General features: G+C 62.7%; 13 protein-coding genes. 5 read left to right on the top strand and 8 right to left on the bottom strand.

What is annotated here, in order from left to right; genetic code table 11:
- Positions 1–5 precede the first annotated feature (5 nt).
- Complete coding sequence (locus ACE37B_RS05385; RefSeq protein WP_409922250.1) at positions 6–1,115, bottom strand: IS110 family transposase; 1,110 nt, start codon at positions 1,113–1,115, stop codon at positions 6–8.
- Positions 1,116–1,268, bottom strand: coding sequence for a hypothetical protein (locus ACE37B_RS05380; RefSeq protein ID WP_409922249.1), 153 nt, complete (start codon positions 1,266–1,268; stop codon positions 1,116–1,118). It lies immediately after the preceding gene.
- An 802-nt stretch (positions 1,269–2,070) separates the two neighbouring features.
- Between ACE37B_RS05380 and ACE37B_RS05375 the strand changes: the two genes are divergently transcribed.
- The gene (locus ACE37B_RS05375) at positions 2,071–3,063 is read left to right on the top strand and encodes a glycosyltransferase (RefSeq protein ID WP_409922248.1); all 993 of its coding nucleotides are present in this window, start codon (positions 2,071–2,073) and stop codon (positions 3,061–3,063) included.
- 1 nt (position 3,064) lies between these two features.
- Positions 3,065–4,027 carry an NAD-dependent epimerase/dehydratase family protein gene (locus ACE37B_RS05370; RefSeq protein ID WP_409922247.1) on the top strand — a complete coding sequence of 321 codons (963 nt, stop codon included), beginning with the start codon at positions 3,065–3,067 and terminating at the stop codon, positions 4,025–4,027.
- On the opposite strand, the gene ACE37B_RS05365 is transcribed toward ACE37B_RS05370, so the two are convergent.
- Positions 4,011–5,258 carry a hypothetical protein gene (locus ACE37B_RS05365; RefSeq protein WP_409922246.1) on the bottom strand — a complete coding sequence of 416 codons (1,248 nt, stop codon included), beginning with the start codon at positions 5,256–5,258 and terminating at the stop codon, positions 4,011–4,013. The genes ACE37B_RS05370 and ACE37B_RS05365 overlap by 17 nt on opposite strands.
- Positions 5,259–5,575: 317 nt before the next feature.
- Between ACE37B_RS05365 and ACE37B_RS05360 the strand changes: the two genes are divergently transcribed.
- Positions 5,576–6,667, top strand: a complete 1,092-nt coding sequence (locus ACE37B_RS05360; protein ID WP_409922245.1) for a hypothetical protein — start codon at positions 5,576–5,578, stop codon at positions 6,665–6,667.
- Between the two features lie 24 nt (positions 6,668–6,691).
- A complete protein-coding gene (locus tag ACE37B_RS05355; protein WP_409922244.1) occupies positions 6,692–7,810 on the top strand; it encodes a glycosyltransferase family 2 protein in 1,119 nt (372 codons plus the stop codon).
- Here ACE37B_RS05355 and ACE37B_RS05350 read toward each other — a convergent pair.
- The 3 genes from ACE37B_RS05350 to ACE37B_RS05340 are packed head-to-tail and all read right to left on the bottom strand — an operon-like array spanning position 7,798 to position 10,887.
- Positions 7,798–9,081 carry a lamin tail domain-containing protein gene (locus ACE37B_RS05350; RefSeq protein WP_409922243.1) on the bottom strand — a complete coding sequence of 428 codons (1,284 nt, stop codon included), beginning with the start codon at positions 9,079–9,081 and terminating at the stop codon, positions 7,798–7,800. The two genes, ACE37B_RS05355 and ACE37B_RS05350, sit on opposite strands and share 13 nt — an antisense overlap.
- Positions 9,081–9,773, bottom strand: a complete 693-nt coding sequence (locus ACE37B_RS05345; protein WP_409922242.1) for an NTP transferase domain-containing protein — start codon at positions 9,771–9,773, stop codon at positions 9,081–9,083. The genes ACE37B_RS05350 and ACE37B_RS05345 overlap by 1 nt, the downstream gene beginning before the upstream one ends.
- 25 nt (positions 9,774–9,798) lie before the next feature.
- Positions 9,799–10,887, bottom strand: a complete 1,089-nt coding sequence (locus ACE37B_RS05340) for a hypothetical protein (RefSeq protein WP_409922241.1) — start codon at positions 10,885–10,887, stop codon at positions 9,799–9,801.
- A gap of 189 nt (positions 10,888–11,076) precedes the next feature.
- Between ACE37B_RS05340 and ACE37B_RS05335 the strand changes: the two genes are divergently transcribed.
- Positions 11,077–12,141, top strand: coding sequence for a class I SAM-dependent methyltransferase (locus tag ACE37B_RS05335; protein ID WP_409922240.1), 1,065 nt, complete (start codon positions 11,077–11,079; stop codon positions 12,139–12,141).
- Positions 12,142–12,189: 48 nt separating this feature from the next.
- Here the strand turns inward: ACE37B_RS05335 and ACE37B_RS05330 are convergent, their stop codons facing one another.
- Together ACE37B_RS05330 and ACE37B_RS05325 are read right to left on the bottom strand one after the other, a co-directional pair.
- Positions 12,190–12,969, bottom strand: coding sequence for an ABC transporter ATP-binding protein (locus ACE37B_RS05330; RefSeq protein WP_409922239.1), 780 nt, complete (start codon positions 12,967–12,969; stop codon positions 12,190–12,192).
- Positions 12,956–13,798: an ABC transporter permease gene (locus ACE37B_RS05325; RefSeq protein WP_409922238.1), complete on the bottom strand. Its 843-nt coding sequence runs from the start codon at positions 13,796–13,798 to the stop codon at positions 12,956–12,958. Before ACE37B_RS05325 ends, ACE37B_RS05330 begins: the two co-directional genes overlap by 14 nt.
- Positions 13,799–13,861 lie beyond the last annotated feature (63 nt).

The following is a 13,861-nucleotide window of genomic DNA, read 5'->3' as shown; positions in this document are numbered from 1 at the left end:
CGTTGTCAAGCTGCGATCGGGTGATTTCGGGTTCGGGTGGCGTCGTAGGGCTGGTCGGTGGTGAGCATGGCCCAGATGAGGTCGCAGCGTCGTCGGGCGACGCAGATGACGTCGGCGTTGTGCTTCTTGCCTTCGGACCGTTTGCGGTCGTAGTAGGCGCGGGCGTGGGTGCCGTGTTGGATCGCGTCGAACGCGGCGAGGAACATCGCGTTCTTGAGTCGGTGGTTTCCTCGGCGGGACGCAGCAGCGTTGTTGATGGAGCGGCCTGAGCGGCGGTCGATGGGTGCGAGGCCGGCGTAGGCGGCGAGGCGACCGCCGTTGGCGAAGCGAGTGGGGTCGCCAATCTCGGCGAGGGTTCGTGCTCCGGTCCTGGGGCCGAACCCGCAGAGTGTCACCAGGACCTGTCCGAGAGGGTGTTCCAGGAACACGGTCTCGATTTGTTTGGCGAGCGCGTTGCGTTGGGTGTGGATGCGGTCGAGGTCGGCGACGATCTCGCCCCAGGTTTCTTCGCCGGGCAGTGTCACGGTCTGGGCGGCCAACGCTGTGACGACAGCGTCGGTGATCTTGGTCGCGAGTCGGGGTGAGCGGACCGCGATCGCAGCACGGATGGCGTCGGGTCCGGCTGCGGTGAGAGCGGTCGGCGTCTCGTAGGCGGCGAGGAGGTCACGAACCCCGGATTGACCGAGCCGGGAGCCGAGTGCACGCTCGAGAGCTGGGGAAATGCTGGTGAGGGCGTCACGGCAGCGGTTGCTGGAGCGGTTGGCGTCTTCGGCGAGATCGACGCCGCGGCCATTCAGGATCCGCAGCTTGGCAAGGAGTTCGTCGCCGATGTCGAGCCACACGAGTTGGTCGGTGTGACGTCGCTCGAAGTCGGCCAGCACCCATGGGTCGCGCGGGTCGGTCTTGGCTGAACCCGCGTAGAGCTCGGCTGCTCGACGCATCTGCAGCCCCGTCACGTAGGCGACGGGGATCTCGCGCGTGCGGGCGATCGTGAGTAGCAGCTGAGCTGGCGAGGACGGCATGTCGATCACCAACGCAACCCGTCCATGTTCGCCGGCGGCGTCGATCAGCCGGTTGATTGCGGCTTCGTCGTTGCCGACCGTGCGGTCGAACAACTAGGTCCCATCGCGATTGGTCGTGTGGGCGTAGTGATCCTGTTTGGCCATGTCGATACCGACGAACACGTCGATGTCGCGATGGTCGAAGCTCTCCATGAGTTCTCCGTTCGAGTCGATTCGGACGCGATGCTCGATCGGCATGGCCGCCATCAACCACCTTACGAATCAGCCGCGAAGTGCATGCCCCTGTCAGAGGTCAGCCGCGCCCGGACAGCACAGGTGGCAACATCCCCCAGGCCATCGAAGTGACAGGGGGCATGAACCCTGCCCGTACTGCCGAGCACCAGCCCTCATCGTTGCCGATCAGGACTGCTCAACAAGTAAGGGGGTATGGCCGGCAGCGGACGCGGCCGTGGTGGAACTGGCGCATCCCGAACGCGACCGGCCGGTGGGTCTGTTCAGGTTGCTGAGTGCCTTGGTCGACCCGTTGCCGACGCTGGCGAGTCCGCATGCGAGAGTCTGGTCGTGCCAACGCACGACGGTGCCGGCCAGTGAGCGGGCCTCGATGGCCATCTCTGGGTCCGCCGTGTCGTCGACGAGTTGGTCGAGGTGCGCTCCCTCAACCCAAGCGGTGCTCGCTCCGCGCCAGCAGGGCCTTCCGTCCGAAACGCAGCAAGCCAGCCAACTCCACGAATGGGATGTTGCTTGACCGTCGCCCGCGAGCCGCGCCGGGGACGCTACGCATGTCCTAGCCCGGTATCAGCGTGACCCGCCATCGGTCGATCATCATGGCCATCGCCGGCGAAGGCGCTCACATCAGGCTGGCCGCTCGCACATTCGCGTAGGAATTGCACTGCACAGAGGCCCCGAGGATTCGAACGGCGTCGGAACCACCGACTGTTGGAGTCCCTGGCCGCGCCTGGGCGGGCCCTCACCCCATCCCGCATAGATCCGAGGGGGCGGTAACGGGAGGGTCAGTCTTGCGGAGCGCGACCGCCTACCATGACGAGGGATGGACATCAGACCTGCGCAGTCGCACTCCATATCTATCGTCGTGCCGGTATACCGCGGCGAGACCACGCTTGGCTCGTTGGCCAAGGAAATGCTCTCCTTGACGGAGCCGTTCACCACACCAGATGGGCATCGAGCAATCGTTTCCGAGGTGCTGCTCGTTCATGACCGAGGGCCCGACAGGTCGGACCGGGTGATTCGAGAACTCGCGTCCGAGTACCCCTGGATCCGACCGATTTGGTTAAGTCGGAATTTCGGACAACATGCAGCGACTCTCGCAGGGATGGCGTCGACATCAACCGATTGGATCGTGACGCTCGACGAAGACGGACAGCACGACCCAATGGCGATTCCTAGGATGCTCGATGTGGCGCTCAGCGAACAGGCGTCCGTGGTCTACGCCGCACCGACTAACTCCCCGACGCACGGTGCAGTTCGAAATGCCTCCTCGCGGCTAGCGAAGTGGGCCTTCGTGAACGTTCTGTCGAGCGAGGGGCAACCGGGCTACCACAGCTACCGTCTGGTGCTAGGTGAGATCGGTCGAAGCGTAGCGGCGTACTCCGGGTCAGGTCTGTATCTCGATGTCGGGTTTGGGTGGGTCACATCTGACTTTGCCTATTGCCCGGTTGTACTTCGAGACGACGGCCATCGAGACTCGGGGTATCGATTTCGGTCGCTCATGTCGCATTTCTGGCGACTGGTGTTGACGTCCGGAACACGTCCGCTCCGGATCATGAGCGTCATTGGAGCGGTGTTCGCTGTGCTCGGTTTCACCGCAGCCGGGGCGATTGTCATCGGCCGCATGAGTGGCAGCATTGAAGTGGAAGGCTGGGCGTCACTTGCGACAGTCGTGCTCGTAGGGACTGGGCTGATCCTCTTCAGCCTCGGCATTGTCGCCGAGTACATCGGCGTAGCATCGCGGATGGCACTCGGCAAGCCTCCGTATCTCATCGTCGGGGACTCAGCGGATGGCCCCCTTGGACGCTTGAGTTGAGATGAAAGCTCGACCGATGCTCTGGATCATCGGTTCGGGGGGGATGTTGGGCAGCGCCGTGAATCGGCTCGGATCGCCCGCCTTCGATGTTCATGTAGCCGGTACGGTCCGATGGGCCGAGCGAACGGCAAACAAGGAGTTGGCCTCCGAGGCCAAACGGTTCGTAGCGGCGACCGCCCATCGGACGTGTGCGGTGGCTTGGTGTGCCGGCGCAGGTGTGATCGGGACCGCGGACGACGTTCTCGACGCCGAAACTCGTGCCCTGGAGACGGTCCTCAACGAGTTGTCGGGTGCACACTGCACATTCTTCCTGTCGTCGTCTGCTGGCGGCGTCTTCGGTGCGGGCCAGAAGAATCCGATTTCCGAGGAATCGGATCCCAACCCGATTTCCTCCTACGGTCGCAACAAGTTGCGTCAGGAGGCCATCGTTCGAGAATGGGCCACGCGCACCGGCGCCCGCGCCGTGATCGGTAGGATCTCGAACCTCTATGGCCCTGGTCAATCGATGGCGAAACAACAAGGCTTGATCTCGCAGGCGTGTCTCGCGACCCTGACCCGCAAGCCGGTATCTATATATGTGTCGCTCGACACCATCCGAGACTACGTCTACGTCGATGATGCGGCAGCAATAATTCTCGACCTACTCGCTGGTGCCGCAGAGTTTGGCGAAGGATCATCTCTAATCAAGATCGTGGCCTCGGGCGACTCGGTGTCGATCGGTGGCGTCCTCGGCGAGATCCGGCGAGTCCTCGGTCGTGCCCCGAACATAGTCATGACGACATCGAGCAGGAGCGCTATGCAAGGATCCGCGCTCAGTTTTCGCTCGGTGGTTGTTCCGGAGATCGATCGACGTGTTCGCACGCCCCTGCCTGCTGGAATCGCAGCAACGATCGAGTCGATTCGACGCGACCTCGCTGCGTCGACTGAGATCGTCGCCACGAGCCGAATCAAGGATTCTCGATAACGCGGCCTCCGTCATCGCGCTGTTCGATTAGCCGGTTCCAACATGCCTGAACCCAGCCGCTCTCGGGTTCAATGTCGCGTACCACGCTGATTGGTGCCGGTCCCTCCATCCACTGGTCGAAGCGTTGCTCTACACTTCTATCCATCAGGCGTATTGCTGGTCCTCCGATCGCGATGATCGCCACTCCCGCGGCGAACGTAACGGCGGTGCGAGTTTCCACGGTGGTTCGGGCTAGGCGGTCGCCGACTGCGAGCCCGGCTACGAGCACAGCGACGAGGGTAATCGTTCGAGACGAGGCCAGGTGCCAAAACGCAACGTATGTGACGCTCTCGCCAATCCGAGCCATCATCGCCGTTGTGAACGAAAAGATCATCAGCGCAGTACTCAGCGCTATGAGGCGCATTCCCGAGGATGCTGGGCGGACTGTGCCGACTGAACCCATGATGACGCCGAGTAGGACGGTGGTGGCGAACGCTATGACCGAACCGGAGCTGTACACGCCTTCGAGCCAGAGACGCACCGTTTCGGGGAATGTCCAGTCAAGCAGCGACCCGATCGAACGGTCCGCGAGTGGGTAGACGAAGGTCTCGCTCTCGTCGTAGAAGTCTCGCCGTGCCTTGAGCCCAGGCGAGAAGAACATGACTCCGAAACCGACCCCGTACGCCATGGTGTACGCGACGAGCGTGAGCAGGTATCTCCGCGGTGCGACTCCGTGACGCCGAGCGAAAAGCGACCACATTGCCACAATGGCAAAAGCTAGACTCCAAGATGTTCCGAGGACCACGCCCGACATTGCGGCAATCGGTTGGGCGAGCAACATCCATTTGTTCGGACGTTCCCAGAAGGATGCCCGCGACGCGGTGACGAATACCCAGACGAGCAGTGCGCTGAGTCCGATGGCAGGTATCGAATACAGGCCGTTTACGACCTGCCACGAAGTCATTCCGTTGGCGAATCGGAACTCCTCGTCCGAGTAAGACCAGGAGAGGGGTACCCAGAAGAACGTGAGCCATGAGACGCAACCGACCACAAGTATCACTGGGACGAGCAGGAGATAACGCCCATCAAACGACCAGCGAAGTGTGATGACGTAGACCAGACATATGCCCATGGCGAGAAGCATGAAGAGAAAAGCGATCGCGGAGGCGATGCTCCATGGCAGGTAGGCGAGGGGTAGGCCTGTGACGATGTTGTTGGCGAGGACGGAGGCGAGGTCGCCGCTCCAGTTCATGTACGAGTTGCGTGTCGCTCCGAACAGCCCGAATTGAGCAACGTCCGCCCCAGTGCAGTAGTCGTCGGCTACCGGCCGAAGTCTTCGCGTTGACCAAAGGGAAGGCAGGAGGAACAGCAGCGATGCGCAGACGGTTCCTAGCGCGATCGCAACAGGCGCGTTCGATCGTTCCATTAGACGCCGCATGGCAGGTGACAATATCCGCTGGTCTTCCGACACGTGCACCGCAGGAGGAGAACTGCGCACAGTTGCCGATCTGCGTGATGGCAACTCCAAGGCCCTAGGATCGAGAAACAGCCACCTGGTGCCGACCCATCATGCCGAAGTTCCGCTCGCTCCTGATCGATGTTGCCGATCGTCTGCCCGCGACGAGGTCGATCGTGTCGCGCGCCGCTGCGTGGCGGAGCCGGTCCGATATGAGCTCTCCGATCCTCGTCGAAGCGCTCGAGGGGAGACGTCAACGAGAACTGACGCGGACGCTCGAAATGATCATGTGGGCGGACGCAGTCGAAGGGTTCGGGCGCTTTCCGAAGTGGTTTCCCGCGGCCTACCACGTCAAGACTGCCGAGGGCCGGTCGGAATCAGCGGTATCGCTTCGGGCGTATCTTGGCGCCAATCCCAATGCGGGCGAGTTTCTTTGGAGGCAGTTGTTTGCTTTCGAAGCGAATCCTGACCTGTCGGAACTCTCGACGTTCGTGCACGAAGATCTCGATCGCCGCCTTCGAGCGTCGCCTCCCAAGGAGGCTGCGGGTGTCGAACGTCGGGATCCGCCTCAGATGCAAGTGTTCAGAAGCGTCGCCGAGCAGTTGACGAGTCTTGGCGTTCGACCGTTCTTGGTGAGTGGGACACTTCTGGGTCTCGTTCGAGATGGTGGGTTGCTGGCGCACGACTATGACATCGACCTCGGGCTGTTGCCGGGAGACGGTGACCCTGGCGAGATCGCCCGGGCGCTCACCGTCGCAGGATTCGACGTGGAGATCGGAGAGGACAAGGTCGTCTGCCGCTCAGAGTCAGGCGCCGTGGTCGACATCTTTCTCCACTACGAACGCGACGGCTTGCTGTGGCACGGAACGGACATCCACGAGTGGTGGAACACACCGTTCGAGCTCGAGCCGGCCGAGCTCGAAGGCATCGCGATCTGGATCCCCGACGACGCAGAGCGCTACCTGACCGAGAACTACGGCGACTGGAGCCGACCGGTCGCGTTCTACAACTTCAGCTTCGACACACCCAACCGTGTGTACCGAAAGACGCCTGAGGCGCTCCTCTATCTGCACAAGCGCTTCGTTCGAGCACTGGAGCACGGCGATCGGTGGTACGCCGAATCGGTAGCGCGTGAACTCAAGGCTTGCTTCGGCGTAGATGTCACGGCGGCGTTCAACCCAACACCGCTTCTCGGCAATGCCTGATCTCAGCTTCGACTCGACCGAACAATGACCGACCGGCTGGTCTCGATCATCGTGCCGTGCTACGACACGGTGCGTTACCTCGAGGAGTGCCTCTCCAGCGTGCTCGGGCAGTCCTATGCGCATCTCGAGGTCATCGCTGTCGACGATGGATCCACGGACGGATCGGCGGTGGTCCTAGCCGAGTGGACAGCTCGTGATCCTCGACTTCGTGTTGTGACGCAGGAAAACGCCGGTTTGGGTGCAGCGCGGAACAGTGGCATCGCAGTCGCACGCGGCGACTACCTCGCGTTCGTGGACAGCGACGACATCGTTCCGCTCGATGCGATCGAACGGATGGTCGCAACCATCGAGCGAACTGGATCGGACTTCGTGACGGGTGTCGCCAACCGGTTCGACGACGGGTCCCAATGGCGCGCCTCGCTCTACCGCCGCGGCTTCAATGACGACCTCGAGCGAACGCACGTCTACGAGCGCCCGAGCTTGCTCAACGATCACATCATCTGCTCGAAACTGTTCCGGCGGTCGTTCTGGGATCGCCACGGATTCGAGTTCCCGGAACGGACGCTGTTCGAGGACATCGAAGTGGCCACTCGCGCGCACTGTCTCGCTCAGACGGTTGACATCCTGGCGAGGCCGACCTATCTCTGGCGGAGCCGCCCGACCGACCACGTGTCGATCACGCAGGACCGTCGACGACCGGGCTCGGTGTCGGCACGCTTCGCTGCCCTCGGGGCGACAGACGCATTCATCCAGGGCGAGGCGCCACCGAACGTCTGGCGACGCCACGGCATGAAGCTGATCACCATCGATCTTCCGCTCTATGCACGAGAGCTGACGCCGTCGGATGAGTCGGACTCGGGCTATGCCGAAGAGTTCTTCGGTGCCGCTCGGCCCGTGATGCTTAGGCTGTCGCCGCAGGCGGTCAGCTCGGTCGGACCGATGCATTGCCTTCTTCGAGAGGCTGTCATCGCCCAGTCACCGAGCGACGCCCGTGCTTTGGCAACGCTGCTCAAGTCCGATTCGCTCGCCGACCGAATCCGAGCGTTCCGAACGCTTCCGACGAGAGCGCAGCGGGCGATCATCTCTGCGGCGATTCGTCGGCGCCTTCCCTCGGCTGGTGCCGTTCAGGCTCAGACCCGGTAGGCGCCGCCCAGACGAACGGCGGACTTCGGCGCGTTCGGGTCGGTGACGGAGACCACGGGCGGGCACACGCTCGCTCCGCGCGCATCGCAGGATGCCACGGTGCGCTCCGGGGTGTACAGGACCACGATGTGGTTGGAATTGCTCAGAACGCCGCCGGTCTGGCCCAGATACATCGAGGTTCGTGTATTGACCCCGCTACCCATGAAGACCGTCAAGGACTCGCCCGGGGAGAGCTCCCGCGACGCGATCGACGTGAGTTGAAATCTCGGGAGATCGATCATCCAGTCCTGAAAGTCGATCACTGCAGCGCTCTCGTTGGTGATGACGACGAACTCACCGTTCGGGTTGACCCGATCGTCGCCAGGTGCGTCGTAGTTCACGTGAGTGATCTTCAGCAGCGGTGGCGGCTTGCACGTTTCGGTGCAGGGCCACAGGCTGAACGCTCGGATGTCGAAGTCCGGGTCGTGAAGGAACACGCCGTCGGCGTCATTGCCGAACAGTGGTTTGTCCGAACCGAGGTAGATCGAGTCATCGGTGTTGAAGCCCCTACCCACGAAAATCCGGATCCTGTCACCGGGCTCGAGGACGTATCCCTTCGGAAGGTCGAACCGCCGAAGCGCTGTATCCCGTAACGTCCATCCGTTGAGCGAGACTGGTTCGGTTCCGCGGTTGCGAAGCTGAACGTACTCGCCGTTGACGTTCGTGTAGTCGTCGAAAGCAGCGTCATAGTTGGTGACCATGTCGATCACGGCGCCAGCCGCTGGGCCAGCACCGCACACGTCGTCGACCCAGACCCCGACTTCGTCGCGAGCGGCGAGGAGCGCAGCGTTTGCGTTCGACACGGCAAAGTCCGGTTCCTCGTTGAACACCACAGGCACCCCGAGTCCGCGGCGAAGCATCGGCTGAGCGACGTTGACGCCGTCGACGAATACGTGCCGAATCGGGCGCCCGAGACTCTGGGACGAGGCTCGTCGGGCCTTCAGCACCACTCGCTTTCCGTCGAGTAGCTCGGTCAGGCCGAGCGTTGCCTCGTCAGCCATGCACTCGGTACCCCCGAAGACGCCGTCCTTCTCGTTCGTCTGCAACCCGCCGACACGGATCTGAACCGGCCCGGCACTCCCGTCGACGTCGGCCCAGAACGTGTCGCCATCGATCACGCTCACGACGGTTGCGTTCCACTCCTGGAGAGCTGCGTGCGCCGGCTCAGCCGAATCGATCACCGGAATGGCAGTGAGAACAACGGCAACGACCGCAACGAGCGCGCGGCGCATCAGTCGTGTTGCTCCAGTCGTCGATTCACGTCGGCGAGATCCGATTCGAAGTCGACCTCGATGCAGAGGCCGGCGACGTCGACGGGCACCCATTGCGTGCCGTCGACATCTATCGAGAGTTCGATGCCGCGTTCGAAGTAGTCGTCGTCCGCACACTCGTCGAGACGCTGGATCAGGCTTGGCTTGTCCGTAGCGGTCACGTAGTTCACGCCGACCGCCTCGCCCTCACCGCCTACGACCAGCTTCGACAACTCACAGATCGACCCCGACTCACCGAGGCGGTACTTCACTTCTTCGTCGCCGACAGACGCATGGTTGACGGCGACGAACGACATCGACCGCGTTCTGGCCCTCGAGATCGCCTCGAGCAGGGATGCGTCGAAGACGACGTCGCCATTCATCCAGAGGACGTCATCGTCACCGGTCTGTGACAGCGCCCGCAACAGGCTCTTCGACGTGTTGGTCTCGCCGAACCGTTCGTTGTACGCGAACAACACGTTGGGATGGGCCTCCATGATCATGTCCTTCTTGAATCCGACGACCACGACGATCTGAACTCCGTCGAAGTGGGCCTGAAGCATTCGAATCTGACGCTCCAAGATGGTGTATCCATCGGCAAGTTGCGTCAAAGGTTTAGGAATCGGCCGACCAAGCCGTGATCCGACACCTGCGGCGAGGATGATGATGCGCATGGAGCCCTCACCGTATCGAGCCGAGTCAGACCGACGGCGGCTCCCGCCCTTCTACGGGTTTCAGCAATCCTGATGTGGCGAGTTGGTTCGTGATGTCGACGCCGAACGAGTCGCGGAGTTCTCGAGCCGCCGACTCCACGAGCCATCGATCGGAGGTCCGCAAGCCGATGCGAACACGAGAGTGGAGGAACCTCAACGCATCAGGGCCGCGGCGGTAGACCCGGTTGGGAGTGTCGAAGCTGATCTCGTAGAACGGCACCGGACGAGACCAGTCGCCGTAGTTCTCCACGAGGTACCGCTCCGGGTCGTCCGGAATCCAGAAGTCGCATCCGGTCGCAGCTTCACGTTGCAAGCCGAACGGCGTGTTCCACCAGTCGTGCACGAGGGTCGAATGCCACCACAAGCCATCCCGTTCTTCGTGCGTGAACAGGTCGGCCACGACTCCCTCGAGCCGAATCACGAAGCGACCGGGGATCCACTCCACCTCTGCATCGGGAATGCTGTGGAGCGCTGCGAGCACCTGGTCGCGGTCGGTGCCGGGAACGAGACCGAGGTCGACGTCGTAGTCGTGTGCCATGAAGCCGCCGTCCCGGATCACCCCGAGCAATGAGCCACTCATCAAGAAGGGCTGAATGCCTGTCGGCTCCAGCACGCCCGTCACCGCTTTCGCTATGTGTCGCTGCGACCCCGGAGCGACAGCGGTGCGCTGAGATGGGCTCGTTGCTGCGTCGGCGAGCATCTTCACGAGGTCGGTCTGGATGAGCTCTCCAAGCGCCGAGAGTTCGAGATCGTCATCGAGCCCGATGAGAGCGCTCCGCACCCGAGGGTCCTCGGCGGCACGTGCCAGCGATGCCGCGCGCGCTCGGGCATCTCGGTCGACGAAATGGTCGCCCGGCTGGAAGTGCCGTGGCGGTGCGCCGGCGCCCGCCGCTGCGCTGGCCCACGAGATGGCCTGGAGCGCCCGGGTGAGATCCAGCCCCGAATTGCGGATATGGCCGATCATCGACTCGTCAGCACCGCGCCGGATTGCCACTGTGGCTGCTGCCCACAGCGTCAGCGTTCGGAGAGCCCCGACCGTGTTCAAGACAGCGAGCGCTCGATCACGAACGATCATGGCCGCCGACATTCGTCGAACGGCGTCGGAACCTGGCACCTGGCGACCATCCCAGCATTCTGCCATCGACCACTGGTGGAGTCGCCGGTGCTTGCGTCACGCAGTCTCATCTCGCAGCACAGCGGCTCGGGTCTGGGTTTTCGACTCGTGCGCCCAGAAGCCGTTGCGACCGAGCGATAGCTTTCGCGCATGGACAATCCGGCGCGACTTGCCGTTCGCAGACTTCGAAAGATCGGTCCGTATTCCGAGACGCCGAACGACGTGTTTCCCTACGTCGTTCCGGGTGTGGCCGAGACCCTCGAGCGTTTCGAGCCGCTTCGGCGCCGTCTCGTCCCGCGGCAATCGGTGGCACAACTCAACCACTCGGTGATTCCGAATGAGATGGAGCAACATCAGCTGTGTCCGCTCTGCGGTGCGGACGGTGTTCGAGTCCTTTATGACCGGTCCCACAGCAAGTACCAGTACAAGGCTGGACGATGCGCTGAGTGCTCGCTGTTGTACAGGGTCCCGGCGATCAAGGTGACCCGTGTCCCGGATCTGTACAACACGGGCAGCTACAGCGCTTTCCTCGACGGGAACTACCGGGCTGGCAGGAGAAGCCGCTACATCCGGACGATGAATACCTACGGCGGGTTCTTCGACGACGGGGCAGGTCGTCGCCTGCTGGACTTCGGGAGCGGCACGGGTGTCTTCGTCGAGCTCGCCCTCGAGCGAGGTTTCGATGCATACGGGGTGGACCTTGCGCCGGATGCGGTCGACGTCGCGAACGAGCGACTTGGCTCGCAGCGGACGTGGTGGGGTGACCCCCTCGACGTTCCGGAGCTACGCGACCAGAAGTTCGACATCATCACGTTGTGGTCCGTTCTCGCCCATTTCGCAGACCCGCTCGAACAGCTCTCGAAACTGCGGAGCCTCCTCGTGCCTGGCGGTGTTCTGTTCATCTACACGGTCAACGCCCAGTCGCTCGAGCTCAAGGCGTATCGCAACGGCTGGAACTGTTTCACCCGAAACCATTTGATGTTCTGGGAGCCGGCGACCCTCGCCCCGATGCTCCGAAGGGCAGGATTCGGCGGGGTTGCGTTCCGCTCGTTCTACCCCGCAGCCATCGAGCTCGATCGCTGGACGCACTCGGACGAGAGTCGCCAGCGGGTGATCGATGTCGTCGACCGCTACCAGAACGGCAACATGATGCGGGCGGCCGCCATCAACGGCCAGCCCGAAGGCTCGGGCCTCGCCGACGCAGTCAAGCTCTGATCGCCGAGTTGGCTCGCCTGCCGACGGCATCACGCCGGGACGCCGGGCTCAACGGGCGGCTTCGTACCGCTCGACGACCTCGTCCACGGCCCCGTCGGCCAGGAGCTCGCCTTGGTCGAGCCAGATTGCTCGGGTGCAGCTCTGGCGGATCTCGTTGAGGTTGTGGGTCACCATCATGATGGTGCCGGCCTGCTCGCGGATCTCGTTCAATCTCGCCAAGCTCTTCTCGCGGAAGTCCTTGTCGCCGACGGCGAGTGCTTCGTCGATGAGCAGGATGTCGGGCACCTTGAGTGTCGATATCGAGAAGGCGAGACGGGCCTTCATGCCCGACGAGTAGGTGGCCATCGGTCGAGCCATCGCCTCGCCGAGCCCGGAGAACTCGACGATCTCCGGCAGCTTTGCGTCGATCTCGTCCTTCGAGAGCCCGACTGCGAGACCTCCCAGGTACACGTTGCGGTAGCCGGAGAGCGATGGCTTGAGCGCAGCGCCAACACCCAGCAGGCCGACCTCGCCTCGCACCTTGATCGATCCGCTGGCAAGTGATTGCAAACCAGCAACGGCCCGAAGCAGCGTCGATTTGCCCGATCCGTTGGTGCCGACGACACCGACAGCTTCCCCGACGTGCACAGTGAATGACGCTGACTTCACTGCATGCACTTCGATCGCCCGACGTCCGGCGAACCCGCCGCTGACGAGCTTGCGGGCGCTGAACGATCGGTCTTCGTAGACCTTGTAGCGGATGTCGACACCCTCTGCCAGGATCGAGATTGGCCGCGTCGAAATCGATCCGGTGCTCTGCTCGGTGTCGAGGGCATCAGTCACGGGCATAGGTCTCCTCGGCAGCGCGGAACCAGAAGAATCCGAACACGAGCAGGATCAGTGACCAGACCGTCGCTGACAGCAGCAGCAAGGGTTCGAAGCCGCCACCCATGACCGACCAGCGCGCGAGTGTGACGAACGCGTAGAGCGGATTGAGTTCGAAGAGGAGCGAGACCGCTGAGTCGCTCTCGACGTACGCCTCGACGCTGAAGATCACGCCCGAGCCGTAGAACAGCAGTCGGAAGACGAATGGAAGAATTTGGATCATGTCCACGAAGTGAGTCGTCAGCCTGGCGGCGATCATGGCCGCGCCCGTGTTGAACACGAGTTGGAGCAAGGCGAGCGGTACGAGAGCGAGCCACGACCATCGCGGAGCCACTCCGGTGAGCATTGCCATCGTGAAGATGACGAGGTAATTCGGGAAGCTCGCGAGAAACTCGGTCCATGTCGAGCTGATCGGCAGCAGCGCCCGGGGGAAGCGCACGGCCTTGATCACGCCTTTGTTCGTGACGATCGCCTTGGCCCCGTCGGTCGTCGATTTCTGGGTCGTCTGGTAGATGAACAGACCGACGGTGAGGAACAAGATGAAGTTCTCGGTTCGGCCTGTGTCGAGGAGCAGGCCGAAAATGAGGTAGTACACCGCGATCGAGAGCGCCGGGTTGAGGAGGTGCCAGAAGTTGCCGAGGACGTTGGTGATCTGACGGCTCTTGAGCTCGTTCGTTGCAACGTGGTTGATGTAGCTGCGGCGCTCGTACAGCTCCCGCAGATACACCCCGAGCCGCGAGGACTCGTGAGCATCCCGCAGTTCCGGGAGCTCGGTCATCGCAGTCGCAGACATCACAGCGATGCTATCGACGGGGCTCGGTCGGAGGTGCTCATCGCGTGTCGTCCCAGCGTCTGG

It is taken from the genome of Ilumatobacter sp. (assembly GCF_046290335.1).
In the GTDB taxonomy this organism is placed as follows: domain Bacteria; phylum Actinomycetota; class Acidimicrobiia; order Acidimicrobiales; family Ilumatobacteraceae; genus Ilumatobacter_A.
Note: the sequence above shows the minus strand (reverse complement) of the source record. Positions and strands in the feature narration are given on the sequence as shown.